Below are 24,930 nucleotides of genomic sequence, written 5' to 3'. Positions count from 1 at the left end.
ATCGAATTTATCCGCACGCGATGGGTTTGTAGGCCGGATAAGGCGTCAGCCGCCATCCGGCAGTTCACCACGGCTTAGCAAACGGAACAGTTCGCCATCCGCGCAGGATCGCCGGATGGCGCTACGCTTATCCGGCCTACGGTTTAATCCAACCAACGGTTTTCGAATTCATCCGCACGCGATGGGTTTGTAGGCCGGATAAGGCGTCAGCCGCCATCCGGCAGTTCACCACGGCTTAGCAAACGGAACAGTTCGCCATCTGCGCAGGATTGCCGGATGGCGCTTCGCTTATCCGGCCTACGATTTTTACGAATTCACCCATGCCAGCGTAAAGCCATCCCATCCTTTGGTGCCGACGGTCTGCATTGCCGTCGCCGTCAGGCGCGGGTTGTCGCCAATCATCTCAATAAATTTACGCACCCCCTGTACCCGGTCATCGGTGGAGGATGGATTAGTGACTTCGCCGTCGCGCACCACGTTATCGCCAATAATCAGCGTGCCGGGACGCGAATAGTGCAGCGCCCACTTCAGGTAGTTCGGGTTATTGGGTTTATCGGCATCAATAAAGATCAGATCGAACGGCGGGCGCTCGCCGAGAGATTCCAGAGTCTCCAGCGCCGGGCCTTCTTTAACTTTCACCTGGCGGGTTAAACCGGCAAATTCGACGTTCTCACGGGCAATCGCGGCATGTAACGCATCGAACTCCAGCGTTAATAATTCGCCATCGGAGGGCAACTCTCGCGCCATCCATACCGTGCTGTACGCGCCCAGCGTGCCGATCTCAAGAATGCGTTTTGCGTGCGTCATCCGCACCAGCAGCGCCAGCAACTGCCCCTGCATTGGCGAGACATCAATTTCAGGTAAGCCGGCGCGCCGGTTATTGGCGAGGATCTGCGTCAGAACCTCATCTTCAGGGAGAAGCTGTTGTGCTAAGTACTCATCTACCGCGGACCATTTCTGCTGCATAGCATAACTCCTGGTTTCGTTGAGAATTACTGCATACCGGACCAGCCTCCACCCAGCGCTCGATAGAGATCCACCTGCGCCAGTAACAGATTATTTTTCACCTGCACGGCATTGAGCTGCGCGCTAAAGAGCGTGCGCTGCGCATCAAGCACCGTCAGGTAGGAGGAGTAGCCGTTCTGGTAACGATTTTGTGCAATGCGTAGCGTCTCTTCCGCCACCTGCTGCTGGCCTTCCAGCTCGCTCAGCTGCTCGCCGAGGCGAGTGATAGCATCGAGACTGTCATTCACCTCTCTGAACGCATTGCGCACGGTGCTTTCATAGCCATAGAGCGCCTGATTGCGCTGCGACATGGAGACATCCACCTGCGCATTCAGCGCCTGGCGGTTTAGCAGCGGCGCCAGAATGCTGCCGCCAATGTTCCACAGCCGCAGCGGGTTATCGAGCAGGCCGGGCAGGGTGTCGTCCTGCATACTGCCGCTGGCGGTCAGATTGAGCGACGGCAGCAGTTTCGCCTGCGATACCGCAAGACCCGCGTCGGCGGCAACCAGCTGGCGCTGGGCCTGCACGATATCCGGCCGCCGGTTAAGCAGCGTTGACGGTAACTGCGCAGGCAGCGACAGCGGCGTCAGCGCCGAAAAATCGCCGCGCTGGATTGCGCCCGGGTTGCTGCCAAGCAGCACGCTGAGCGCATTCTCCTGCTGGCTAATCTGGTGCACCAGCTGCGGGATCTGCGCCCGCGTTGCGCGTAGTTCCGAATCCGACTGCATCAGCTCCAGCCGCGAGGTATAGCCAGTTTCATACTGACGCCGGGCGAGCCGCCACGCATCTTCCCGCGCTTTTAGCGTCGAGCGCGTGACGCGCAACTGCTCATCCAGTGATAACAGGGTGAGATAACCGGAGGCGACATTGGTGGCGACGGTTAAATCCGCCGCCGCAGCGGCGGCTTTTTGCGCCTCCAGCGAGGCTTCTGCCGCCCGCGATGCGCTGCGGCTCGCCCCCCAGATATCGACATCGTAACTGGCAGTTAAATTGCCCTTATAGAGCGTGCTGTGCACCGGTTGACCGGTGGCGGCAGATTGCGAACGGGCGCGGGTGCCGGATAAACCGATATCCACTTCAGGAAATAGCGCGCCGTTGGCAGCATAGACGCGCGCCTGGTACTCGTTAACCCGCTCGCGAGCGACCAGCATATCGCTGTTATAGCGCAGGGCCTGATCAACATAGCGGTTGAGCTGGCTGTCGTGAAAGTTGCGCCACCAGACGCTGTCGACTTTGCCCAGCGGCCCGCTTTCGCTGCGCCACGCCGCCGGGATCTGTAACGAAGGCTGTGCGCGTTCCACATCCACCGACTGGCAGCCCGCCAGCAGCAGGCTGAGCGCGATAAGTGTCGGATAGCGCCTCATTGCTGCGCCTCCCGCGTATCAATATGCACCTGCACGGACATGCCGGGGCGCAGACGGGCGATCTCATCGGCTTTGCCCTCCACCTGAATGCGCACCGGAATACGCTGGGCGATTTTGACAAAGTTACCGGTGGCGTTGTCCGGGCTGATAGCGCTGAACTCCACGCCCGTTGCCGGGGAAATGCTCTCGACACGACCATTAAAGCTGCGGCCATCAAGGGCATCAACACTAAAGGTCACCGGCTGACCGACAACGACATCGGCCAGCTGCGTCTCTTTCAGGTTGGCAATCACCCAGCGCTGGGCAGGCACCAGCGAGGTGAGATGCGTCCCGGCAGTCACATACGCGCCGAGGCGCACGCTGATCTGCCCAAGCTGCCCGTCGCGCGGGGCGACGATGCGCGTATTTTGCAGATCGATCTGCGCCAGCTCCAGCGCTGCCTGGGCATTTTCCACATCCGCCTGAAGCGAAGCGCGATTGACGATGGTGGTTTGCAGATCCTGACGCGACATCTCAAGCGTCGCCTGCGCCTGGGCGATATTGGCGCTGTTTTGCGCGGCGGTTGCCAGCGCGGCATCGCGCTCGCGAACAGAGAGGGAACCATCCGCCGTCAGCGCTTTAACGCGTTTTAAATCCGCCTGCGCCTGCAGGTTCTGCGCTTTGGCGCTGGCGAGCGCCGCTTCATTTCGGGCGATTACCGCCTGCGCGCTTTTGCGCTGTTGCAGGTTGTTTTCCAGCGCGGCGCGCTTCATCGCCAGCGTCGCCTTCGCCTGATCGACGCGCTGACGATAGATGCGGTCGTCAATCTGCATAATCAGGTCGCCCTTTTTCACATTAACGAAATCCTGCACCGGCACTTCGGTGATATAACCATTCACCTGCGGGCTGATAAAGGTCGTCTGCCCGCGCACATAGGCGTTATCCGTCGACTGCGTATGGCGCGTAAACGGCGGCAGCTGCCAGGCGTAAAGGATCACCAGCACGCCGACGATGACGATCGCCGCGGCGGTAAAAAGGGACACCACGCGCACGTTGCTGCGGGTACTTGCCTGCTCTTTAGCGGCGTCCTGCTGGCTCATAGTAAGAACTCCAGTAATGTCATCATTATTATTTGTTACCCGTTGCCCGTTTCAGGGCCAGACGAGCGGTAATACGCAGGCGCAGCAAGCGCCATACAATCCATAATAGCGTGGCGGCAGCGACGCTCGCCGTCAGCATATAAGTGTCGTTATAAGCCAGTATCGTCGCCTGCAGCGTCGAGGCGGTCTGCAACTGTGTGACTGCCTGCACGCTGAGCAGGCTGCTGTCGCCGATCATGCTCTGGTACATCTGGCTATAGAGTTGCAGGCGCTCATTGACCAGCGGGTTAAGGGTGGTGAGCTGATCCGCCAGCATGCTCGAGTGGTACTTTTCGCGCCACGTCTGAAAGGTGCCGAGGATCGCCGAACCCATCAGCCCGCCGATATTCTGGCTCATGCCAAACAGCACCGAGAAGCTGACGAGGTTGCGCGGTTCGGCAATGACGCCGCCAATCCCGGCCAGCATCGCAGGGGCGATAAAAAAGGCGCTGGCAAAGCCGAAGAGGAACTGGCTAATCATCAGCTGATCCGGGCGCGTCAGGCTGGTTGACTGGCTATCCATCAGCGAGGCGATAATCATCAGCGCCAGCGCGGTCAGGATCGGCCAGCCGAGGCGCTGCGGTTTAATGGTCAGGCAGCTGGCGACAATCCCGCAGATAATCCCGGCCAGAATCGACCACGCCAGCCGGGTCATCTGCTCGTTTTGCAGGCCAACATACTGCAACCAGCCAAAAACCCCGGTGTTCTGCTCGGCAAGCACAATGCGGATCAGCAGCATAATCAGGCCGAGGCGCACAATACTGCCGCTGGAGAGCCAGCGGGTGTTGAGCAGCGGGTTCTTCCGGTTGTGCTCAAACACAATCGCCGAGACGATTAATACCAGCGCACCGGCCAGCGCCCAGCCAAGCCACGGCGTTTCAAACCACCAGTCGAGACGCCCGAGGGAGAGCACCGCGCAGAGCAGTGCCATGCCGGGTGCCAGCAGAAAGAAGGTGATGAAATCCTTCTTCTCAAACACCTTTTTACGGTCGCCCGGCGGCAGCTTCAGTGCTATCACGCAGCCCAGCGAGATAAGCGCCAGCCCAAGCTCGAAGAGATAGAGTCCGCGCCACTCGTCGAGTTGCAGCAGTTCGGTAGAGAAGAGGCGGGCAATCGGGATCGCCAGCGTCGAACCGGTAATGCCGATGGTCAGCGCTTTCAGCCGGTGCTTCGCCGGCCAGGCCTGAATTTGATAGTAGATCCCAAGCGAGCTGAGCGCGGCGGCCACCATGCCATGAGCACCGCGCACAAACAGCGCGGAGCTGAGGTCATTAATAAAGAGGTGGAAAAAGGTGACCAGCACATAGAGCACCAGAAACCCTTCGGTAAATGCCCGCAGGCCATACTGCTGGCGAAACTTTACCAGCAGCAGGTTGATGGAGACGTTGGTCATCACGTACACCGCCGGGAGCCAGGCGATCTCCGTTGACCAGGCGGCAAAGGTGCCCTGCAAATTTTGCAGGTTCGCCGTCACCATCGCATTACCCAGTGCGCCGGTCATGGAGACCAGCAAACCGACGATGCCATAGGCGATGCGCCGCGGCGTGCTGTGCCAGGGCGTTGAGGGTGAGCCGAGCAGCATCGGCTTTTCATGAGCGGCCCATTCACGCGGCGCGTAGGGGTCGCGTTTGGGTTCAGACATTACTTTTTGACCTCATGGGTAACGATAGACGGCACAGAAAAAGAGCGAGTGTGGTTATGCATGAAGACCTAAAGATTATCTTACTGAATAGTTAGGGGGCTAACGATTCTACGTGCGCCCATAAATGCAATGCAAGTGCATAAGAAAAATATAGATTACGCGCTGCATCGCAGCAGGGGAAGGGAGTAAAAATAGTCATTTAACGTGTGACGTTGTCACGAAAAGTGTTCTTTTTGTGCGGTGCAGAGGCGGTGAAAACGCGATTAGGAGAGATCCTCTGTTCAGCTTCCGGCGTGCGGTTAGGCTTGAGACAGCAATGTGAAGGAGGTTTCCATGCTTAAAACAAGATTTCCCGCTCTGCCTGAGCCGATGCTTGCTGCCGTTAATACGCTCGGTGAATGGCTGGCGCAAAATGACTTCACCGGCAAACCGTCGCCGGTGCGGGCAGATGTGGTGATCCTGGCAGGTAATGCCGTTATTCCGACCATTGAAGCGGCCTGCGGGCTGGCGGCGGCGCAAAAAACACCGCTGCTGATTAGCGGCGGTTTGGGCCATTCAACGACATTCCTCTATTCAGCCATTGCCCGCCATCCACGCTATAACGTGATTCGTACTACCGGGCGCGGCGAAGCGGCTATTCTCGCCGACATCGCCCGACAGTTCTGGAAGATTGATGAGAGCCAGCTACTGATTGAAGACCGCTCAACCAACAGCGGCGAGAATGCCCGTTTCAGCCTCGATATGTTGATAAGCCAGCACATCGCGCCGAAAACGGCGGTGATCGTTCAGGACCCGACCATGCAGCGGCGCACGATGGCGACCTTTGCCCGCGCCAGCCAGCAGTGTACTAACGCCCCCCACTGGTTCAGCTGGCCCGGCTTTACGCCACGGTTGATCAATACGCCGGATGGGCTGGCTTTCCAGCCTCGCGTACGCGGGTTATGGCCCGTTGAGCGTTATCTTTCGCTGGTGATGGGAGAAGTGCCGCGCCTGCGGGATGACGCGAACGGTTATGGCCCTAACGGGCGCGATTACCTGGCGCATATCGAGTTCCCGCCGGAGATTGAGCAGGCCTGGCAAACCCTACAGGCTGATTCTCAGCTCACCCACGCCTTATCCCAGCGCGCGCTGTAGACCAATGCCCGTTTGCGTCAGCTGTGTCGCAAACGGGCAGCGCCATCCTTTAAACGCATAATTTTTTGTTCGCTTTTCCCGCCGCTTTTTTGCGTTCCCTCACAAAAGTTGCTCCTGAGCCTCGGCATCGCCCGCTGCGGCGATAGATTTTTAACAACACGTTAGCTTTTTAAAAACAATGCCATTACAGGAGCAGATCATGACAGCACCCGTACAACACCCGATGTTTATTGATGGGCAATTTGTCAGCTGGCAGGGCGAAGGCTGGCTTGATGTGATCAACCCGGCAACGGAAGAGGTTCTCGCGCGTATTCCCGACGGACGCGCCGAAGATGCACGTAAAGCCATCGAGGCCGCCGAGCGGGCACAGCCCGGCTGGGAAGCGCTGCCCGCCATTGAGCGTGCCGGCTGGCTGCGTAAAATCGCCGCTGGCATTCGTGATAAAGCCAGCGAGATCAGCGCACTGATTGTCGCCGAAGGGGGCAAAATCCAGCAGCTCGCCGATGTCGAAGTCTCTTTCACCGCCGATTACATCGACTATATGGCCGAGTGGGCGCGCCGTTACGAAGGCGAAATCCTGCAGAGCGATCGCCCGAATGAGAATATCTTTGTCTTCAAGCGCGCGCTGGGCGTGACCACCGGTATTCTGCCGTGGAACTTCCCGTTCTTCCTTATCGCCCGCAAAATGGCCCCCGCGCTTATCACCGGCAACACCATTGTCATCAAACCCAGCGAATTTACTCCGAGTAACGCTATTGCATTTGCCAAAATCGTTGAGCAGGTTGGCTTACCGAAAGGGGTCTTCAACCTGGTGCTCGGGCGCGGCGAAACCGTCGGTCAGGAGCTTGCGGGTAACCCAAAGGTGGCGATGGTCAGCATGACCGGCAGCGTCGGCGCGGGGGAGAAGATCATGGTGGCGGCGGCGAAAAATATTACCAAAGTGTGCCTGGAGCTGGGCGGTAAAGCGCCAGCGATTGTGCTCGACGATGCCGACCTTGAGCTGGCGGTGAAAGCAATTGTTGATTCAAGAGTGATCAATACCGGGCAGGTGTGTAACTGTGCCGAGCGTGTCTATGTGCAGAAGGGGATTTACGACCGTTTCGTCAACCGCCTCGGCGAAGCGATGAAAGCGGTGCAGTTTGGCGACCCGGCGCAACGCAGCGATATCGCCATGGGGCCGCTTATCAATGCTGCGGCTTTGCAGCGGGTGGAGGAGAAGGTGGCGCGCGCCGTCGCGGAAGGGGCGCGGGTTGCCCTTGGCGGTGAAAAAGTTGAAGGAAAAGGGTACTTCTATCCGCCGACGCTGCTGCTGGATGTGCAGCAAGAGATGGCGATTATGCACGAGGAGACCTTTGGCCCGGTGCTGCCGGTAGTCGCATTCGACACGCTTGATGAAGCGCTGGCGATGGCCAATGACAGCGACTATGGCCTCACTTCTTCGATCTACACCCGCGATCTCAACCAGGCGATGAAAGCGGTGCGCGGGCTGAAGTTTGGCGAAACCTACATCAACCGCGAGAACTTTGAAGCGATGCAGGGTTTCCACGCCGGCTGGCGCAAATCCGGCATTGGCGGCGCGGATGGCCGCCACGGCCTGAATGAATATCTGCAAACCCAGGTGGTTTACCTGCAATCCTGATAAGCCTGCCCCCGCAGTCGCGGGGGCGTTTTCACACCTTGGTTTCGATCCACGCCATCATCAACTCCGGCCAGACGGCAACCGGCAAGCCCAGCGCATCGCGAATACCAAACCCGTGTTTTCCCTGCTCAAACAGATGCATCTCCACCGGCACGCCGAGGCGGCGCAGTGCGGAGAACATCACCACGCTGTTTTCCACTTTTACCGCCGGGTCGTCGACCGCATGCAGCAAAAAGGTCGGCGGCGTCTGGCTGTTGACCTGCTCCTCGGCGGAGTAGCGGCGGATCTGCGCCTCATCGGGCGTATCGCCAATCAGCTGCTGGCGCGACATCGGATGATCAATATCGGCATGCATAGTGATCACCGGGTAGACCAGTGCCATAAACGCTGGGCGGGCGCTCTGCTCATCAATAGCATCCAGCGGCGTATAGACTGAATCACTGTAACGTGTGCCGAGACTCGCCGCCGCATGGCCGCCAGCGGAAAAGCCCATCACGCCAAGTTTGTCGCCGTCAAGCTGCCAGCGATCCGCCTGGGCGCGGATAAGGCGCATTGCCCGCTGCACATCTGCCAGCGGCGCGTCTGCTCCCTCGGCATGGCCATCGCCAGGGAAGCGGTAGGTCATCACAAACAGAGTATAACCGCGTGCATTAAAGAAAGGGGCGAGGGCGCTGCCCTCTTTATCCAGCACCACGCGGCGATAAGAGCCGCCGGGCGTGACCAGAATGCCAATGCCGTTAGGGTGCTGTGGCGCATAAACGGTGATTTCCGGTGCCCGCACGCCCGTCACCGAGCGATCGAACGGCGAGGGGCCGGTATGCTCTGTTTCCAGCTGAAATTGGACCGGGCTGACCTTCGCACCGGGCGCTTCGCCCTGCGGCCAGACGGGAAACGTGATGGCGCGCGCGACGGCGCCCTCCATCAAACTCAGTAGTGTTTGCGGCGTCAGATTATCCACACAGGCTCCTTATGTTTTGTACTTATTCACTATTCGTTGTCGGGTTTTACTGCGCAAACCACACGCGCTGCGTAAGCGCTAAGTGGCTGAAAAGTGATACAGAAAAGTTAATGAATTTTTAAGGAAACCCCGTTATGTTGAAGGCCGGTTCGTTCTTTCAGGGGTTTCTTATGCGTAGCAACTATTCCGGCCCGCAGATCGCCATCCACTGGTTGGTGGTGCTGCTGGTCGTCGGCGCATACTGCGCCATGGAGTTTCGCGGATTTGCGCCGCGTAGCTACCGGCCTTATTTCAATATCGTCCATGTCTCATGCGGTATCTCTGTTCTCGTACTGATGGTTGCGCGGCTGCTGGTAAGACTAAAACATCCGGCACCGCCTATTACGCCCAAACCCTCCGCAATGATGACCGGGCTGGCGCACCTCGGGCATCTGGCGATTTATCTGCTGTTTATCGCCTTGCCGCTGCTGGGCCTGCTGATGATGTACAACCGCGGCGGCCCGTGGATCGCCTTCGGCCTGCCGATGCCCCACGCCGCCGAGGCTAATTTCGATCTGGTCGACACGCTCAAGGAGTACCATGAGCTTCTCGCCACGCTCGGTTACTTTATTGTTGGCCTGCATGCCGCTGCCGCACTGCTGCACCATTACTTTTTCAAGGACAATACGCTGCTGCGTATGATGCCGAAAAAGCGCGAACGATAACGCCTTCTGCCCGGTGACATCCGTGACCGGGCTGCACATCCTGCGAGATTCCTTACCCGTTTTTGCGTAACTTGCCCCAGAATGCTGTGATCCCGCCTGATTTTTGTAAGAAAAAGCTGGGGAGAAATCACATTTTCTATCATCGCCTGTGGGCGAAATTCGAACAAGCAGTGTAGATAGTATATCTATTATAGAAACACTATCGAGAGCGGGAGAGGCAAATGACACAGCCAGTACAGGAATCACTCGACCGGGTGGCTGCCGATGCGCAGGCCGGCGGATCGCGCAAATTACGTAAAGTTCTGCTTGCCACCGGCATCGGGCATTTTGTGGAGTGGTTCGATTTCGGTCTTTACGGCACGCTGGCGGCAATTATCGGTCTGCAATTTTTTCAATCCTCCAGCCCCAGCGTTGCGCTGCTCTCATCTTTCGCGGTGTTTGGCGCCGGGTTTATCATGCGCCCGCTCGGTGGGCTATTCTTCGGCTCGCTGGGCGATCGCAAAGGGCGGCAGAAGGTGCTGGCGACGGTGATTTTGCTCACCTCGGGGGCAACTTTTGTGATGGGATTGCTGCCGACCTATCACCAGATTGGGATCACCGCCACGGTACTGCTGGTCATTACCCGCCTGGTGCAGGGCTTTGCCGCAGGCGGTGAAAGCTCGGGCGCCACAACGTATCTGGCAGAGTACGCCCCGACCGCCAGACGCGGCTATTTCACCTGCTGGATCGACAACTTTGGTTTTATGGCATTCGTCGTCGGCTCCGGGCTGGTGTTTCTGCTCACCGCGGCGCTCGGCGAGAGCACCATGAACGACTGGGGCTGGCGCATCCCTTTCCTGATCGCCGGGCCGCTCGGCTGGGTCGGTCTCTATCTGCGCAGGCATCTGGAAGATTCGCCGGAATTTCTTGAGGCGATGAAAAGCGGGCAGATTGAGACCGCGCCGCTGCGCAAAGCGGTAACCACCGCCTGGCGCGCGCTGCTCTTCTGTGTCGGGTTTGTGGTGATCAAAGCGGTGGGGCACTGGACGCTACAAACGTTTATGCCGAGCTATCTCGCCACGGAGCTTCATTTCAGTAAATTAAACGCTTACGCCATCACCACCATTGGCCTCTTCTCCGTTGCGGTGCTGGTGCCGTTTATGGGTTATCTCTCTGACAAGTACGGCCGTAAGCCGTTGATGCTGGCGGGTTGTGCGGGGTTTATTCTGCTGAGCTACCCGGCGATGATGATCATGGCCAATGGCGATGTCCTCTCAGCGGTGCTGGCGATGGTGATGCTCGGCGCGTTTATCGCGGCCTTTGACGGCGCATGCACGGCGGCGATGGCGGAGCTTTTTCCAACCAACGTGCGCTACGGCGGCCTGTCGATTGCCTATAACTTTGCCGTCGCCTTCTTTGGCGGCATCACGCCGTGGTTCTCCGCGTGGCTTATCACGTCGACAGGCGATAAGTTTTCGCCTGCCTTCTACGTCATGGGGGCTGCGTTAATCACCTTCATCACAGTGATGCGCGCCCGTGAAACGGCCGGACAACCTTTAAAACGTTAAAATAATGCCCGGTGGGGATTATCTCGCCGGGTTATAAAATGATCGATATATTCTCGCTGTGAAATATAATATATCCGCTGCGAAAGCGCCTAGGTGGAAAGTTTTATCCCATAGGGGCACAGCGGAAATAAGCATTCGTTTTGTTTATCACATTCGCGTAAAGAAATATTATCACTCCCTGGACATGAGCAACTATTTTTTAAAGTTTTCCAGATGGTTGGGAAATAGGGCATGGTATGGATAACTTTGAATTCATGCATTCTGCCGTCTATGATAATCCCTTTTGAATCAGTAACTAATATATTTCCCGGGCGCAGGAAATAGTGGCCCCGGTACCAGACGATCACCGCTTTGTCCTGCTGTGTCCTGGCTAAAGCAAATGCCGTACCTGTGGCAGGGGAAACTAACATATCCGTAATATTCCAGCGCATACATCTTCCTTACATAATATCTACTCATTCGCCAGGAAGAATCTTAGCAAACAATATAGAAAGAACCTAAGCGAAACGTTAATTTAAGTTCAATATGCTAAACGAGAATAATATTTAAAAATTTTTACGCTAATTTGTGCGCTGAAACATGCTAACGGGAACAGTGTTCTGTGAAATTAATAACCTGAGTTAATATATGGTTATTTTTACTGGCAGGCGAAAAGTCACTTTTAACTATTATCTTTTGTGATGCTAGCGAGGTATCAATTCATAATTAATCCCTCAGTGCATCCACCGACGAGCAGGATAATTAACACCATTTACCGCTCTGGCGCTTTTACAGCCATACTCGTTTTCTCGCCTTAAACGTTCGTTTGCATGACCATCGCCACTACGTTACCATACCCCCCTATAGTATCCAGGAGGTTCTATGCCCCATTCACCTGAAGATAAAAAACGCGTGCTGACGCGGGTGCGGCGTATTCGCGGCCAGGTTGACGCGCTGGAGCGGGCGCTGGAAAACGGCGAACCCTGCATCGCAATTTTGCAACAAATCGCCGCCGTGCGCGGCGCAGCCAATGGGCTGATGGGCGAAATGGTTGAAATTCACCTGAAAGATGAGCTGGTCGCTGGTGAGACTACCGCCGACCAACGTGCAGTGCGGATGGCAGAAGTCGGCCATCTTCTGCGCTCTTATCTAAAATAAGCAACACCGTATATATAAAAAGGAAAGCGAGATGAAATCACGTGCAGCTGTAGCCTTCGGGCCAGGCCAACCCCTCAAGATTGTCGAAATCGACGTTGCGCCACCCAAAAAAGGGGAAGTGCTGGTACGCATTACTCACACCGGTGTTTGCCATACCGATGCCTTTACCCTCTCAGGTGACGATCCGGAAGGCGTTTTCCCGGCGGTGCTCGGCCATGAAGGCGGCGGTATCGTTGTGGAAGTGGGCGAGGGCGTCACCAGCCTGAAACCGGGCGACCATGTTATTCCGCTGTACACCGCCGAGTGCGGCGAGTGCAAATTCTGTAAATCGGGCAAAACCAACCTTTGCCAGGCCGTGCGCGCCACGCAGGGTAAAGGTCTAATGCCGGACGGCACCACCCGTTTCTCCTATAACGGTGAGCCGATTTATCACTACATGGGTACCAGCACCTTCAGCGAATATACCGTCTGTGCAGAGATCTCTCTGGCGAAGGTCAATGAAGAAGCGCCATTGGATAAGGTCTGCCTGCTGGGTTGCGGCGTCACCACCGGTATTGGCGCGGTGCACAATACGGCGAAAGTGAAAGAGGGCGATACGGTTGCCATCTTTGGTCTCGGCGGTATCGGGCTTGCGGCCATTCAGGGCGCGGTACAGGCAAAAGCGGGCCGCATCCTGGCAATTGATACCAACCCGGATAAATTCGCGCTGGCGAAAGAGATGGGCGCGACCGACTTTATCAACCCGAAAGATCACGATCGCCCGATTCAGGAAGTGATTGTGGAAATGACCGATGGCGGCGTTGACTACAGCTTTGAATGTATCGGCAACGTCAACGTTATGCGCGCAGCGCTTGAGTGCTGCCATAAAGGCTGGGGCGAAAGCGTCATTATCGGTGTGGCGGGCGCAGGTCAGGAGATCAGCACCCGTCCGTTCCAGCTGGTCACCGGTCGCGTATGGCGCGGTTCCGCATTTGGCGGCGTTAAAGGCCGCAGCCAGCTGCCGGGCATGGTGGAAGATGCAATGGCGGGCAAAATCCGTCTCGACCCATTCATCACTCATCGTCTGCCGCTGGACAAAATTAACGAAGCCTTCGATCTGATGCATGAAGGCAAATCGATCCGCACCGTGATCCATTTCGGCGAAAAGTAATCTCCCTTCGCGCCAGCGGGCCCTCCGCTGGCGCAACCAAACTCCAAATCTGTGACCGCCGTTGCGCTTTTCACCATAAGAAAAATCCAATTATTGCCGATGCCTATATATCATTCCTTTGTACTTAGCAGACTAATACGAGAGTCGACGCCATGGATAACAAAGCAGCAATGCAACAAACACAAGGCATTGGTTTTATGCACAATATTCGCCTGGTTCCCCTATTTTCCTTTATCCTCTCCGGCATTTTGGTGCTATTTGCCTTAAGTTCCGGTTTAGCGGGTTACTTCCTGATGCAAGCCGACCGCGACCAGCAGGATGTGACGCAGGAAATCCAGGTGCGCATGGGATTATCTAACAGCTCCAACAACCTTCGCGTCGCCCGAATTAAATTGATTCACGCAGGTGCTGCAAGCCGTATCGCCGAAATGGAGGATGTGAAAACCAATATCGCCGAAGCGGAAAAACGCATTAAACAGTCGCAGGAAAACTTTAAACAATATATGGATCGCCCGGTGAAAACCGAGGCCGACCTGACGCTGGATAACGATCTCACTGCCCGTTTTGACGCCTACACCGCCGGGCTGCAGCCGATGCTGAAATATGCCAAAAACGGCATGTTTGAAGCGATTATCAACCATGAAAGCGAGCAGGCGCGCCAGCTGGATGATGCCTACAACGCCGTATTGTTGAAAGCGATTGAGATCCGCACCGAACGCGCGCAGCACCTGAAAGAGGAAGCCCACAGCCGCACGCAGCTTGGCCTGATCTTTATGGCCGCCGCGTTTGCTTTTGCGCTGGTGCTGACCATCATCACCTTTACCGTACTGCGTCGTGTGGTCATTAATCCGTTGCAGCGCGCCGCCCAGCGTATTTCACGTATCGCCTCCGGCGATCTGACGCTGCCGGACGAACCGACAGGCCGCAGCGAGATTGGGCGTCTGAGCCACGATCTTCAGGCGATGCAGCACTCTCTGGTTACTACCGTCGCCACCGTGCGCCAGGGTGCTGAAGAGATCTACCGCGGGACCAGCGAAATCTCTGCCGGTAACACCGATCTCTCTTCGCGTACCGAGCAGCAAGCGGCAGCGATTGAAGAGACCGCCGCCAGCATGGAGCAGCTCACCGCGACCGTGAAACAGAATGCGGATAACGCACATCACGCCAGCGGTCTGGCGCGCGACGCGTCGGGCAAAGCGACGAAAGGTGGCCAGATTGTCTCCGGGGTCGTGCAGACCATGGGCAATATCACCACCAGTTCGCGCAAAATCTCAGAAATTACCGCCGTGATTAACAGCATCGCCTTCCAGACCAATATTCTGGCGCTCAACGCCGCAGTGGAAGCTGCGCGTGCCGGTGAGCAGGGTCGCGGCTTTGCCGTCGTTGCCAGCGAAGTGCGTACTTTGGCAAGCCGCAGTGCTCAGGCGGCGAAAGAGATCGAAGCGTTGATCAGCGAGTCCGTAAGCCTGATTGAGCAGGGCTCCGGCGAAGTGGTTTCCGCCGGGGAAACGATGGATGAGATCGTGACCGCCGTTAAACGCGTCACCGATATCATGCTGGAGATTGCCGCCGCATCGGATGAGCAGAGCAAAGGCATCACGCAGGTAAGCCAGGCGATCACCGAAATGGATAATGTGACGCAACAGAACGCCTCGCTGGTTGAAGAAGCTACCGCCGCAGCCACCTCGCTGGAAGAGCAGGCGGCACGTCTGACCCAGGCGGTCGGGGCATTCCGGCTGAACGGCGTCGAGGCGCAGCGCCAGAGTAGCGCCACGCCGACGGCAAAACCTTTTACCCCGCAGCGCCCGGCACTGGCGAGCGGCGATAACTGGGAAACTTTCTGACGTTGAGATAGACGTTGAGATAAAAAAAGAGGCCGGATAATCCGGCCTCTTTTATTTTGTCGTTAAGGCACGCAGTAACTTAGCAGGTGCCGATATTGATCGCGTTGATGACGTTGTTGTAATGCTGCATCAGATCGCGAACATCATTTCCCTGTGTAGATTGCATCATGTGGAACTGCTTCGGCTCATTCGCCTCTTTTTCGTAGGTGCCATCTTCGGTATGACTAATGACATCACGACCAGTAGAGAGATAGGAGTTAGCGGTGAAGATCAGGCTTGAACACCCTTTTTTATTGCTCTCACGCATTTTGGCATCATACGCAGTCAGCGCGTCGTTGAACTGATCGAGGGATTTCTTAAAGGCGTCTTTCTTATCGCCTAAACCTTCGCCATTGATAAAGCCACTGGCGGCATCCATGCTCTCTTTCAGGTAGTAGATAGAGCCGATGCGGTAGTAAGCAGCGGTATCTTTCGGTGTTTTCTCGTATTCGGCCTTAATACGCTCGCGGTCTTTTTATCAATGGCATTTAGGAAATCTGCCTGCGCAACAACCAGCTTCTCCATGGCGCTAATAAACTTCGGCTGCAGCTCGCGGCCTTTGTCACCGTTGTCGCTTTTATAGGTTTTGGAGTTGATGTAGTTGTAGAGTTCGCGGTTAACCGGTTCAGCCTGCCCCAGCGCTTCGCTGTAGCGAGTGGCCGAGTCATCAAGATCTTTCATCGCTGGCTCCATCGCGTGGGCTTTATCTAACAGGTCCTTGACGCGAGGGATGGTGGTGTCAGAACCGGGGAAGAAGAGATCGCTCCGCGACTTTTCACCGGAGAAGGCAGGAGCAATGTATTTTTTATACTGCTCCAGCTGCTCACCAAATGAGGAGGAGGACATATTAGCCGCCTCAATATAAGAGTTATATTTTGTGATCTCAGCTTGTTCTGCCGAGCTTTGCGAGGCTTGTTGAGGCTCATCTGCTTTTTTATCGTCACACGCCGACAGCGCAAACAAGCAGGCGGCAACCGCCAGCGATCGAGCAATTGTTTTTGCGAACATTCCCTTCTCCATATTCAGCATATGATGGTGTTTTTTTGAACCCACATGGTGCGAGTGCTGCGTAGCGTAGCATCAATATATGATGCAATTTGCGCAGACTACCGGATCTGGTAGGGAGAGGGAATGTTCGCTCGCGGTGCTTAAGATTCAGTTTTAATCGAGGATCGACCCGCGATCTTGCGACCAACTTTTATCACGATGTTATAAGCAATGATGGCTGATATTAATGACAAACCGACATCGGTAAAAAACCATAAATCATCATAATTTTCCTGACTCGCGCTTCCATGAAGCCAGGCAGCAAAAGCATTAGCAGTATCGAGGCTGATAAATGCAGATGAATTAATCAACCGCGCAAAAACACAAAACAGCACAATAAAAAAGACCGTTTTAGCGGCCCGTCGGACAAACTTCGTTATAACCATTACTTTTAACCTCAATTGAGCCGCGGGCTTTAAGATATCTCATGCAGGGAACGTCCATCAACGGAGTCTCAAGCAACCTTTTGCGGAGCGTTGCAAAATCACTGCTGTTTTTCAACGTAATACAACCTTCTGAGATAACGCCTGGATGCAGGCGAAAATTTCCACGCTGAACACCTTTAACCCACGTCCAGTCATCAATTCCGATATCGTCATAATAGAGCGCAAACCAATCGGAATGACCAAACTCAGCGCCGCGAAACATTTTGTTATAGAGATCTTTCGAGGCAGCCAAGCTTCTTGAAAAAATTCCTCCCTGCTCACGATCAACGATCCAATATTTACCGACAGGCAGAGGTCCTACTGTAGGAACATTTGTGCAGCCAGCCTGGTTACGGTTAGAACCGCTTCCAGAAAAGGCCATAAACGTACCAATGCCAGAGAAAGTAAGCGGAGCATAGTCCGCTCCATTAAGAACAAATGTCCCGTGTAATGCCATGTTATCCCTTACAAATTACTCATAAATGACAGGTATGTTAGCGAAGCGCATTATCTTGACCAAACAGATATTTCCGCTTTTTACCATTCAGGTGACATGTAAACAGCACAAAACCAAACACCGCCAACATTGTCCAGGAGCGATTATAAACTCGTTATATTCAATGCATGAATCCCCTAAAAAGGCGGTTTTTCAGGATTGTTACATCGTGCCGCTTATCAACGATCGTGATGTGGCGCAGCGAAAAATCGCTGTAGAAGATGATTATTTGAGGGCAGCGCCAGAAATCTAAGAGCCGGATAACGCGGTGCTATCCGGCTCAGGAAGTGATTTAAGGGTTAAATAAAACTGTCGTCATCGTTACTGAAATCGTCACTGCCGAAATCATCATTTTGATAATCGCTAACGCTGTCAGACTGGTAAGGATCGCTGTTGTCGAGAAAATGCGTGTCGGAAGCGTTGTTAAATGCATCGGAATTAAAGGCATCGTTTTGCGTGGCGTCGCCTGCGGCAGCCGCGGGCTCCTCGATGATATTCACGATCTCTTGCGGCTGGGAGTGGTGAAACATACTGGTCAGCATATCGGCGATCACCACACCGCCCGCCACGCCCGCGGCGGTTTGCAGTGCACCCGCCATAAACCCGCTGCCGCGCGACGCGGTGGGTGCCGGGGAGGCATACTGCTGCGGTTGCTGCTGGACCGGGGGCGCGCCCCAGTTTTGCGCGGGCTGAACAGGCTGGTTTTTATTACCGCCAAACAGACCGCTGAGGAAGCTCCCGCCGCCAGATGGCTGCTGGCTCTGCTGCTGCTGTGCCAGTTGGTTTTCCAGCTCCTGCACGCGCGCCTGCATGCGTTTTAATGCCGCTTCCTGGATCAGCATCGATTGCGCCATATAGTAGGGCGCAGCCGGCTGCTGTTTGACCAGTTCGGCGATCTGGCGCTCAGCTTGCGCATCGCGCTGGCCGTTTTGTTGTTCAGCCTGTTTCAGGCGCTGAAAAAGCCCATTGATAAGCTGCTGTTCATCATATTGCATAACAATGATCTTCCTCTTGCTGTCGTGAGTACCTTTGAGTCTATCAGCGCCTTTCGCTGGCGTCCTCGTGCTGAAATGTTTGTTTAAGATTGGTTTCAGGTAAAGGTAAACAAGGCTGTCACACAGCAGATTCGAAACAGTGAAGCATCAATCGGGCAGCGTTTTACGGATATAGCTGATTAAGGTGAGCACCGCCGGAGAGAGCGGGGCGTCGACGCGGGTGATAATACCAATCGGATCGCCGATGCCCAGCGGCGGAATAGGCAGCGCAACGAGGGAGCCGAGGCGCAGATCGTCTTTCACCGCCCCGGATGGAACAAACCAGACATAGTCATACTCGACGGTCAGCTGTCGCGAAAGAGAGGCTGAAAGGGTTTCAATACAGCCGGTCGGCAACGTGCAGTTCTGGCTGGCGAGCAGTTCTTCGGCGTTCTGTCGCGGCACCGTGCCCTGCGGCAGCACGACTACTGGCCACTCCAGAACCCGGCTCAGGGTGACGGTGCTCTGCAACAGCGGGTGACGCGGGCGCACCACCAGTTTAAGCGACTCCAGGAACAGCAGCTCATAGTGTAAGCCGCACATCAGGTCCGGATCGGACATGCGCCCGATACCGACATCCAGCTCGCCGGTCTTCAACCCGGCAAGCAGCATCGGGTTATTGGCGGTCGCCACCTGAATAGTGATATCCGGCTGCTGCTTGTGCAGCTGGCCAATCACCGCCGGTAAAATACCCAGCGCCGCTGTCGGCAGCGCGCCGACGCGAATCAACTCACAATTTTTCTCTTCCTGATCGCTTAACGACTGCCCGGCAATATTGACCGCGTCCAGCACCCGCACCGCATGGCTTAAAAACTGCTCACCAACGTGGGTAAGCTGCGCGCCCATGCGTCCACGCTCAAACAGCCGTTTGCCGGTAAGCTGTTCAAGTTCATTTAAGGTCTTTGAGAGAGCAGGCTGGCTCAGGTTAAGGGTTTCGGCAGCGCGACCCAATGTTCCTTGTTGCGCGACCGCGACGAAAGTATGCAGGTGGCGCAGTCGGATGCGCTGTGAAAAGAGAGCGTTTTTTTCCATAAGATAATGTTAAAACCGAGTGGCGATGGTGGCTCGCAGGTTTGTTTAATTTTGATAACTAGTTTGCAAAATATTATTAACATCCAATCCTTTTGAGTTACAAACACATTCTGCCCGCAATGTGACGAAACCAGCATGTTTCCAGGGATTAGTCGGCGCTGCGTTCCATAATCTTTCGTTATGTTCGATTACGAGCGGAACAGGCGCGTTTTTTGCCACGATCACACTTTGTAAATTTCCCCGCACGGGCGCGGGCAGCCTTCTCTACACTCCAGAGATAACAGCGTGGAGAGAGAAGACTATGACGTACAGCATCACGGCAGATGAGATCAGGGAACAATTTTCGCAGGCGATGTCGGCCATGTACCAGCAGGAAGTCCCGCAGTATGGCACCTTGCTGGAGCTTGTGGCTGATGTGAACCTGGCTGTACTGGAACACAATCCACGTCTTCACGAACAGCTGGTGAATGCCGATGAGCTTGCCAGGCTGAACGTTGAACGCCACGGCGCGATCCGCGTCGGTAGCGCGGAGGAGCTCTCAACCCTGCGGCGCATGTTTGCCATTATGGGGATGTTCCCGGTCAGCTATTACGACCTCTCCCAGGCCGGCGTGCCTGTTCACTCCACCGCCTTTCGCCCAATCGATGATGAAGCGCTATCACGCAATCCGTTTCGCATCTTCACCTCACTGTTACGCCTGGAGTTGATTGAAAACCAGACGTTACGCGACCGGGCGGCAGCGATTCTGGCGAAGCGCGATATCTTCACGCCAGCCTGTCGGCAACTTATTGAAGTGCATGAGCTGAACGGTGGCTTTACCGCCCAGCAGGCTGAGCTGTTTGTCAAAGAGGCGCTGGAGACGTTTCGCTGGCACCGCCATGCCACCGTCGATGAAAAAACCTATCAGGCGCTGCATGACGAACATCGCTTAATTGCCGATGTGGTCTGTTTCCCTGGCTGCCATATCAACCACTTAACCCCGCGCACGCTCGATATCGACCGGGTGCAGGCGCTGATGCCGGAGTATGGCATTGAGCCAAAAATCCTGATTGAAGGGCCGCCGCGCCGCGAAGTGCCGATTCTGCTGCGCCAGACCAGTTTTAAAGCCCTTGATGAGCCGGTGCTGTTCAGCGGCGAGCATCACGGCACCCACACGGCGCGCTTTGGCGAGATTGAACAGCGCGGCGTCGCGCTGACACCGAAAGGGCGTGAACTGTACGACCGGCTGCTGAACAGTGCAGGGACAGGCAAAGATAACCTCACGCATCAGCTCCATTTGCAGGAGGTGTTTAAAGCGTTTCCTGACAGCGAGATGCTGCTGCGCAAGCAGGGGCTGGCGTGGTTCCGCTACCGCCTGACGCCGACCGGGGAGGCGCACCGCCAGGCAATTCGCCCCGGTGACGATCCGCAGCCGCTGATTGAGCGCGGTTGGGTCGTCGCGCAGCCCATCATCTATGAAGATTTCCTTCCCGTCAGCGCCGCCGGGATTTTTCAGTCCAATCTCGGGAATGCCACCCAGGCGCGCAGCCACGGCAATGCCAGCCAGCAGCAGTTTGAAGCCGCACTCGGCTGCCCGGTGCTCGATGAGTTTGCCCTCTATCAACAGGCTGAAGAGCGCAGCAAACGCCGTTGCGGTCTGCTGTAACAAGGCAAAGTCAGATTTTACGCTTTCTTTTGCATAAAAATGCATGCGCATACAGCTACGCTGTCAGGCTCTTTTCACGCCTAATAATCTTTCACAAAAGGCCGCCAGCCGGGCGGCTTTAACCTCTGATTCATATTGCCCTGGCCGGTAACTGCCCCCGTTTTAACGCTCAGTACAAAAGGGCGCAGAAAGCACCCGGCGCGGAAATCCTCTTTTAGGAAGTCTAATCGGCGATAGCCATCGCTAAGCCTTGTACATCACAAGCGTTCACGCTTTCCCTCTTCAGTGCCAAAAAACACTATGCTTAAAAATCAACCTTCTTCCATTTATGCGGAGTAACCTATGTTTGCGTACATGGCAAAAAGAAATCTGCACGCGCAGCGTTCAGAGGATGTTAATGAAGATCAAGGGGATAGTCACCTGACCGCTGGCAGGCATACAACCTTAACCGATTTACTCTACGCCGATGCGTTTAAGCGTGTGGCGATGAAATACAATGTGGTGCTCGGGATCAGAATGCCCAATCCGTTGGGTAGGACGCTATTAAGTGAAGGTTATCCATCAAAAAATTTTCATATGAAAGCGAAGTCAAGTCAGACTGGACCGACAGCAGGATTTATTGCGGAAAAGCCAATTTATTCCAAAATATCGCCGTCTTCTTACCATAAACAGAGTGATTATATCGCCTCTGCGGTTAAAAAAGGCGCTATAGCCATTGATTTAAAAATCAGCAAATACCGTATAAATGAGCTCATCAGCACCGGAAACTTAACGGAGATGGGTAATGGTCGTTATTACGCTGAATATCCCAGTGGACGCCAGGAGTTTATTATCAACAGCGATGGACAGGTGTTTGATGATAAATCCAATCCTGTGCGGGTTATGACCAACCCACCTGAATCTGGTAGTGATTATGCTGACTCCAGGCCCATCACCGCAGATTATGATTTATTTTCTATCATTCCAAATCTTAACCAATCGGTTAATGTCCGGCCATTAACATCATCACCAAAAGCCCTGCGGGGGAATTTCAAACAGGATTTTCTCAAACCAAAAGCCTTACCCGGCCAGGATGAGGATGCCAACATGGGCAACTTGCATTTTTTTGGTATGACTATTGTTCAGGCATTAAACAGAGAAATAGCGAATGAGGGATATAAGGGGGGAAAACTCGTTTGGCACAATGATGAAACGGGTAATCCTTTCAGCCCTGGTTTTGACATTGCTGATAAACCCATATTTATTCATCCTGCCGGATATGTTATTCAGATTAACTCGAAAGCCGAGTTGCTGGATTTCTATGCGCAACTCAGAAGAGAAAAATATGCGCCTGAATACAGTCCGATTTTTGGCTTTTAACTCTCTCGCCTCCGGTATGGCGTAACGACACTGTTGCGCCTAATTACCCTGAAGATATTGCAATAAAATGGGAAGTTGCATCCTGTCACGAGTAGCTGTGCCAGGGATGAGAACACCCAAGGGGAGTGTTTAGTTTTAGTGACGGACAAATCTTTACATAGTTTTCAGGCTGCTCCTAAAGCCTGGGAAAATTTCACGATTTGCTCAGATAATCAACGGCCAACAATTGGATTCTCAATGAATTTTGTCTAGAGTGGTGCCTTCATCAGTCATACGCTTTTGCCGCTGTTTCGCGATATCGCGAAATGCCATTTTACGACCAGAAGGACGTGTTACCAGGCATGAACCGCAGACGATTTATTCAAGCATCCATGGCCCTCGCGGCAACTTACGGCACCACTGGCGTTGCCTCGCTCTTTTCGCGAGCGGCATCTGCAGCGCAGACCGATATTGCCGATGGTCAAAGCCGCCGTTTCGACTTCTCCGTGCTGCAATCCATGGCGCACGATCTGGCCGAACAGCCATGGGGAGGCGCGCCGAAAGCGCTGCCGCCGACGCTGGCTAACCTGACGCCGCAAGCCTATAACAGTATTCAGTATGATGCGCAGCACTCGTTATGGAATAACGTTGAAGGCCGCCAGCTGGATGTACAGTTCTTCCATGTCGGCATGGGTTTTCGCCGCCGCGTACGCATGTTCTCGCTGGATCAGGGGACTCATCAGGCGCGTGAAATTCACTTCCGCCCGGAGTTGTTCAACTACCACGACGCCGGCGTTGACACCAAACAGCTTGAAGGGCAGAGCGATCTCGGCTTTGCCGGTTTCCGTGCCTTTAAAGCCCCGGAACTGGCACGCCGCGACGTTGTCTCGTTCCTCGGCGCGAGCTATTTCCGCGCGGTAGATGACACCTTCCAGTACGGCCTCTCCGCGCGCGGCGTGGCGATTGATACCTTTACCGATACGCCGGAAGAGTTCCCGGACTTCACCTCCTTCTGGTTCGAAACGGCAAAGCCGGGCGACACCACCTTTACCGTCTATGCGCTGCTCGACAGCGCCAGCCTGACCGGCGCGTATAAGTTCGTCATCCACTGCGAGAAGAGCCAGGTGATCATGGAGGTGGACAACCGCCTCTATGCCCGTAAGGCGATCAAGCAGCTGGGCATCGCGCCGATGACCAGCATGTTCAGCTGCGGCAATAACGAGCGCCGCGTCTGCGACACCATCCATCCGCAGATCCACGACTCCGACCGCCTGGCGATGTGGCGCGGCAACGGCGAGTGGATCTGCCGCCCGCTGAATAACCCGCAGAAGCTGCAATTCAATGCTTTCCAGGATGAGAACCCGAAAGGCTTCGGCCTGCTGCAGCTCGACCGGGATTTCAGCCATTATCAGGATGTGATGGGCTGGTACAACAAACGGCCGAGCCTGTGGGTGGAGCCGCGCAATAAGTGGGGCAAAGGCGCGGTCAGCCTGATGGAGATCCCGACCACCGGCGAAACGCTGGATAACGTGGTCTGCTTCTGGCAGCCGGAAAAACCGATCAAAGCCGGAGACGAGCTTGCCTTTGAGTATCGCCTCTACTGGAGCGCGCAGCCGCCGGTACGCTCACCTCTGGCAAACGTCTATGCGACGCGGACCGGCATGGGCGGTTTCCCGGAAGGTTGGGCGCCGGGCGAGCACTATCCGGAGAAGTGGGCGCGTCGTTTCGCCATCGATTTTGTCGGCGGCGATCTGAAAGCCGCCGCGCCGAAAGGGATTGAGCCGGTGATTACGCTCTCAAACGGGGAAGCGAAACAGGTGGAGATCCTCTACGTCGAGCCGTTTGACGGTTATCGCATTCAGTTCGACTGGTATCCAACCAATGCGTCGACCGACCCGGTAGAGATGCGCATGTTCCTGCGCTGCCAGGGCGAGGCGATCAGCGAAACCTGGCTCTATCAATACTTCCCACCCGCGCCGGAGAAGCGGAACTACGTAGATGACCGCATCATGCGCTAAGCTTTTTAATCGCCCCCGAATGGGGGCGATGTTTTTCAGGAGGAACGATGTTACAGGAACCGACTTGCCCGGATACGGTGATTAAGGTTGACGAGCAACTCACGCTCGAAATGATTGATGAGTGCTTTGTTCACGATCTTCACCAGTTGATTGTCAAAAACCGCGACAGCTTACAGCGCTATCTCGACTGGCCGCAGTATGTCACATCCATTGAGACCACCCGTAAAACCGCCCAGAGCAACCGGCTGTTACATCAGCGCGGCTACGCGAAGATGTTCCTGATCCTGCGCGATCACGTGCTGGTCGGCGTGCTCTCTCTCAACGCTATCGAGCCGACCAACAAAGCGGCCTACATCGGCTACTGGCTGGATGAAGCGGCGCAGGGGCAGGGTATCTTGTCCCGCGCGATGCAGGCGATGATGCGCTTTTACGCCGAACGCGGCGATATCCGCCGCTTTGTTATCAAATGCCGGGTCGACAACGAGGCCAGTAACCGCGTCGCGGAGCGTAACGGCTTCACCCTCGAAGGCTGCCAGAGAGAGGCGGAGTTCCTCAATGGCCGCTTCGACGATCAGAATATCTGGGGCAAAATCGTCACGCTCAATGATGAATAA

The 24,930-nt window shown here is 55.3% G+C and carries 24 protein-coding genes and 1 pseudogene; 13 read left to right on the top strand and 12 right to left on the bottom strand.

The genetic code is table 11. The features are described 5' to 3' along the window. Window positions 1-306 precede the first annotated feature (306 nt). Genes BWI95_RS16845 through BWI95_RS16830 form a run of 4 tightly spaced genes read right to left on the bottom strand, consistent with a single transcriptional unit; the run spans window position 307 to window position 5,129 of the window. Complete coding sequence (locus BWI95_RS16845; protein WP_054803630.1) at window positions 307-966, bottom strand: O-methyltransferase; 660 nt, start codon at window positions 964-966, stop codon at window positions 307-309. A gap of 26 nt (window positions 967-992) precedes the next feature. Continuing rightward, the gene (locus BWI95_RS16840) at window positions 993-2,369 is read right to left on the bottom strand and encodes an efflux transporter outer membrane subunit (protein WP_076769883.1); all 1,377 of its coding nucleotides are present in this window, start codon (window positions 2,367-2,369) and stop codon (window positions 993-995) included. Continuing rightward, window positions 2,366-3,448, bottom strand: a complete 1,083-nt coding sequence (locus tag BWI95_RS16835; RefSeq protein ID WP_054803629.1) for an HlyD family secretion protein — start codon at window positions 3,446-3,448, stop codon at window positions 2,366-2,368. The genes BWI95_RS16840 and BWI95_RS16835 overlap by 4 nt, the downstream gene beginning before the upstream one ends. Before the next feature lie 28 nt (window positions 3,449-3,476). Further along, a complete protein-coding gene (locus BWI95_RS16830; protein ID WP_076769882.1) occupies window positions 3,477-5,129 on the bottom strand; it encodes an MFS transporter in 1,653 nt (550 codons plus the stop codon). Between the two features lie 333 nt (window positions 5,130-5,462). Here BWI95_RS16830 and BWI95_RS16825 point away from each other — a divergent pair, with 333 nt between their 5' ends. Together BWI95_RS16825 and aldA are read left to right on the top strand one after the other, a co-directional pair. Then, window positions 5,463-6,263: a YdcF family protein gene (locus tag BWI95_RS16825; RefSeq protein ID WP_076769881.1), complete on the top strand. Its 801-nt coding sequence runs from the start codon at window positions 5,463-5,465 to the stop codon at window positions 6,261-6,263. 199 nt (window positions 6,264-6,462) lie between these two features. Beyond that, window positions 6,463-7,902: an aldehyde dehydrogenase gene (gene aldA, locus BWI95_RS16820; protein ID WP_054803628.1), complete on the top strand. Its 1,440-nt coding sequence runs from the start codon at window positions 6,463-6,465 to the stop codon at window positions 7,900-7,902. 31 nt (window positions 7,903-7,933) lie between these two features. On the opposite strand, the gene BWI95_RS16815 is transcribed toward aldA, so the two are convergent. Beyond that, on the bottom strand, window positions 7,934-8,860 hold the full coding sequence (locus BWI95_RS16815) for an alpha/beta hydrolase (RefSeq protein WP_054803627.1): 927 nt from the start codon (window positions 8,858-8,860) through the stop codon (window positions 7,934-7,936). 170 nt (window positions 8,861-9,030) lie between these two features. Between BWI95_RS16815 and cybB the strand changes: the two genes are divergently transcribed. Both cybB and BWI95_RS16805 read left to right on the top strand, forming a co-directional pair. Continuing rightward, window positions 9,031-9,564 carry a cytochrome b561 gene (gene cybB / locus BWI95_RS16810; RefSeq protein ID WP_054803634.1) on the top strand — a complete coding sequence of 178 codons (534 nt, stop codon included), beginning with the start codon at window positions 9,031-9,033 and terminating at the stop codon, window positions 9,562-9,564. A gap of 221 nt (window positions 9,565-9,785) precedes the next feature. Beyond that, entirely contained in the window at window positions 9,786-11,111 is a 1,326-nt protein-coding gene (locus BWI95_RS16805) for an MFS transporter (RefSeq protein ID WP_076769880.1), read from the top strand. 89 nt (window positions 11,112-11,200) lie between these two features. Here BWI95_RS16805 and BWI95_RS23360 read toward each other — a convergent pair whose 3' ends face one another. Continuing rightward, a complete protein-coding gene (locus BWI95_RS23360; RefSeq protein WP_156884920.1) occupies window positions 11,201-11,542 on the bottom strand; it encodes a hypothetical protein in 342 nt (113 codons plus the stop codon). Between the two features lie 430 nt (window positions 11,543-11,972). Here BWI95_RS23360 and BWI95_RS16800 point away from each other — a divergent pair, with 430 nt between their 5' ends. The 3 genes from BWI95_RS16800 (at window position 11,973) to BWI95_RS16790 (ending at window position 15,242) form a co-directional block, all read left to right on the top strand. After that, window positions 11,973-12,248 carry a metal/formaldehyde-sensitive transcriptional repressor gene (locus tag BWI95_RS16800; protein ID WP_023478742.1) on the top strand — a complete coding sequence of 92 codons (276 nt, stop codon included), beginning with the start codon at window positions 11,973-11,975 and terminating at the stop codon, window positions 12,246-12,248. Between the two features lie 31 nt (window positions 12,249-12,279). Further along, window positions 12,280-13,398 (top strand): S-(hydroxymethyl)glutathione dehydrogenase/class III alcohol dehydrogenase, encoded by a 1,119-nt coding sequence (locus tag BWI95_RS16795; RefSeq protein ID WP_023478640.1) that lies wholly within the window; start codon window positions 12,280-12,282, stop codon window positions 13,396-13,398. A 152-nt stretch (window positions 13,399-13,550) separates the two neighbouring features. Next, complete coding sequence (locus tag BWI95_RS16790) at window positions 13,551-15,242, top strand: methyl-accepting chemotaxis protein (protein WP_054803625.1); 1,692 nt, start codon at window positions 13,551-13,553, stop codon at window positions 15,240-15,242. Between the two features lie 79 nt (window positions 15,243-15,321). Here the strand turns inward: BWI95_RS16790 and BWI95_RS23935 are convergent, their stop codons facing one another. The 4 genes from BWI95_RS23935 to BWI95_RS16775 form a co-directional block, all read right to left on the bottom strand. Next, window positions 15,322-15,690 carry a DUF3829 domain-containing protein gene (locus tag BWI95_RS23935; RefSeq protein WP_332308568.1) on the bottom strand — a complete coding sequence of 123 codons (369 nt, stop codon included), beginning with the start codon at window positions 15,688-15,690 and terminating at the stop codon, window positions 15,322-15,324. Further along, window positions 15,669-16,289: a DUF3829 domain-containing protein gene (locus tag BWI95_RS23930; RefSeq protein ID WP_332308512.1), complete on the bottom strand. Its 621-nt coding sequence runs from the start codon at window positions 16,287-16,289 to the stop codon at window positions 15,669-15,671. Before BWI95_RS23930 ends, BWI95_RS23935 begins: the two co-directional genes overlap by 22 nt. Window positions 16,290-16,429: 140 nt before the next feature. Then, the gene (locus BWI95_RS16780) at window positions 16,430-16,714 is read right to left on the bottom strand and encodes a hypothetical protein (protein WP_076769879.1); all 285 of its coding nucleotides are present in this window, start codon (window positions 16,712-16,714) and stop codon (window positions 16,430-16,432) included. Beyond that, window positions 16,680-17,210, bottom strand: coding sequence for a DUF2778 domain-containing protein (locus tag BWI95_RS16775; protein WP_076769878.1), 531 nt, complete (start codon window positions 17,208-17,210; stop codon window positions 16,680-16,682). Before BWI95_RS16775 ends, BWI95_RS16780 begins: the two co-directional genes overlap by 35 nt. 34 nt (window positions 17,211-17,244) lie before the next feature. Between BWI95_RS16775 and BWI95_RS23355 the strand changes: the two genes are divergently transcribed. After that, a complete protein-coding gene (locus BWI95_RS23355) occupies window positions 17,245-17,502 on the top strand; it encodes a hypothetical protein (RefSeq protein ID WP_156884919.1) in 258 nt (85 codons plus the stop codon). 46 nt (window positions 17,503-17,548) lie between these two features. Here BWI95_RS23355 and BWI95_RS16770 read toward each other — a convergent pair whose 3' ends face one another. After that, window positions 17,549-18,244, bottom strand: coding sequence for a DUF2076 domain-containing protein (locus BWI95_RS16770; protein WP_054803624.1), 696 nt, complete (start codon window positions 18,242-18,244; stop codon window positions 17,549-17,551). 147 nt (window positions 18,245-18,391) lie between these two features. Beyond that, window positions 18,392-19,315 (bottom strand): LysR substrate-binding domain-containing protein, encoded by a 924-nt coding sequence (locus BWI95_RS16765; RefSeq protein WP_042713059.1) that lies wholly within the window; start codon window positions 19,313-19,315, stop codon window positions 18,392-18,394. A gap of 301 nt (window positions 19,316-19,616) precedes the next feature. Between BWI95_RS16765 and hglS the strand changes: the two genes are divergently transcribed. From hglS to rimL, 5 genes and pseudogenes are all read left to right on the top strand, one after another. Continuing rightward, on the top strand, window positions 19,617-20,960 hold the full coding sequence (hglS, locus tag BWI95_RS16760; RefSeq protein ID WP_076769877.1) for a 2-oxoadipate dioxygenase/decarboxylase HglS: 1,344 nt from the start codon (window positions 19,617-19,619) through the stop codon (window positions 20,958-20,960). A 342-nt stretch (window positions 20,961-21,302) separates the two neighbouring features. Beyond that, window positions 21,303-21,791, top strand: a pseudogene (locus BWI95_RS23925) (anthrax toxin-like adenylyl cyclase domain-containing protein); the annotation flags it as partial. A gap of 255 nt (window positions 21,792-22,046) precedes the next feature. Next, window positions 22,047-22,319 carry a DNA gyrase gene (locus BWI95_RS23920; RefSeq protein ID WP_308810494.1) on the top strand — a complete coding sequence of 91 codons (273 nt, stop codon included), beginning with the start codon at window positions 22,047-22,049 and terminating at the stop codon, window positions 22,317-22,319. 341 nt (window positions 22,320-22,660) lie between these two features. After that, window positions 22,661-24,316: a glucan biosynthesis protein D gene (locus BWI95_RS16750; protein ID WP_054803623.1), complete on the top strand. Its 1,656-nt coding sequence runs from the start codon at window positions 22,661-22,663 to the stop codon at window positions 24,314-24,316. A 47-nt stretch (window positions 24,317-24,363) separates the two neighbouring features. Beyond that, window positions 24,364-24,930 carry a 50S ribosomal protein L7/L12-serine acetyltransferase gene (gene rimL / locus BWI95_RS16745; RefSeq protein WP_054803622.1) on the top strand — a complete coding sequence of 189 codons (567 nt, stop codon included), beginning with the start codon at window positions 24,364-24,366 and terminating at the stop codon, window positions 24,928-24,930.

It is taken from the genome of Kosakonia cowanii JCM 10956 = DSM 18146, from assembly GCF_001975225.1.
GTDB lineage: Bacteria > Pseudomonadota > Gammaproteobacteria > Enterobacterales > Enterobacteriaceae > Kosakonia > Kosakonia cowanii.
This window is presented reverse-complemented; position numbering and strand designations above follow the sequence as displayed.

Coding starts and splice junctions, on each gene's coding strand:
- BWI95_RS16750 (WP_054803623.1), top strand. CDS start 22,661: ATGAACCGCAGACGATTTATTCAAGCATCCATGGCCCTCGCGGCAACT.
- BWI95_RS23920 (WP_308810494.1), top strand. CDS start 22,047: ATGGGCAACTTGCATTTTTTTGGTATGACTATTGTTCAGGCATTAAAC.
- BWI95_RS16780 (WP_076769879.1), bottom strand. CDS start 16,714: ATGGTTATAACGAAGTTTGTCCGACGGGCCGCTAAAACGGTCTTTTTT.
- BWI95_RS16845 (WP_054803630.1), bottom strand. CDS start 966: ATGCAGCAGAAATGGTCCGCGGTAGATGAGTACTTAGCACAACAGCTT.
- BWI95_RS16825 (WP_076769881.1), top strand. CDS start 5,463: ATGCTTAAAACAAGATTTCCCGCTCTGCCTGAGCCGATGCTTGCTGCC.
- BWI95_RS16800 (WP_023478742.1), top strand. CDS start 11,973: ATGCCCCATTCACCTGAAGATAAAAAACGCGTGCTGACGCGGGTGCGG.
- BWI95_RS23355 (WP_156884919.1), top strand. CDS start 17,245: ATGTTAGCGAAGCGCATTATCTTGACCAAACAGATATTTCCGCTTTTT.
- BWI95_RS23930 (WP_332308512.1), bottom strand. CDS start 16,289: ATGTTCGCAAAAACAATTGCTCGATCGCTGGCGGTTGCCGCCTGCTTG.
- rimL (WP_054803622.1), top strand. CDS start 24,364: ATGTTACAGGAACCGACTTGCCCGGATACGGTGATTAAGGTTGACGAG.
- BWI95_RS16775 (WP_076769878.1), bottom strand. CDS start 17,210: ATGGCATTACACGGGACATTTGTTCTTAATGGAGCGGACTATGCTCCG.
- BWI95_RS23360 (WP_156884920.1), bottom strand. CDS start 11,542: ATGCGCTGGAATATTACGGATATGTTAGTTTCCCCTGCCACAGGTACG.
- cybB (WP_054803634.1), top strand. CDS start 9,031: ATGCGTAGCAACTATTCCGGCCCGCAGATCGCCATCCACTGGTTGGTG.
- BWI95_RS16765 (WP_042713059.1), bottom strand. CDS start 19,315: ATGGAAAAAAACGCTCTCTTTTCACAGCGCATCCGACTGCGCCACCTG.
- hglS (WP_076769877.1), top strand. CDS start 19,617: ATGACGTACAGCATCACGGCAGATGAGATCAGGGAACAATTTTCGCAG.
- BWI95_RS16840 (WP_076769883.1), bottom strand. CDS start 2,369: ATGAGGCGCTATCCGACACTTATCGCGCTCAGCCTGCTGCTGGCGGGC.
- BWI95_RS16770 (WP_054803624.1), bottom strand. CDS start 18,244: ATGCAATATGATGAACAGCAGCTTATCAATGGGCTTTTTCAGCGCCTG.
- BWI95_RS16790 (WP_054803625.1), top strand. CDS start 13,551: ATGGATAACAAAGCAGCAATGCAACAAACACAAGGCATTGGTTTTATG.
- BWI95_RS16795 (WP_023478640.1), top strand. CDS start 12,280: ATGAAATCACGTGCAGCTGTAGCCTTCGGGCCAGGCCAACCCCTCAAG.
- BWI95_RS16805 (WP_076769880.1), top strand. CDS start 9,786: ATGACACAGCCAGTACAGGAATCACTCGACCGGGTGGCTGCCGATGCG.
- BWI95_RS16830 (WP_076769882.1), bottom strand. CDS start 5,129: ATGTCTGAACCCAAACGCGACCCCTACGCGCCGCGTGAATGGGCCGCT.
- aldA (WP_054803628.1), top strand. CDS start 6,463: ATGACAGCACCCGTACAACACCCGATGTTTATTGATGGGCAATTTGTC.
- BWI95_RS16835 (WP_054803629.1), bottom strand. CDS start 3,448: ATGAGCCAGCAGGACGCCGCTAAAGAGCAGGCAAGTACCCGCAGCAAC.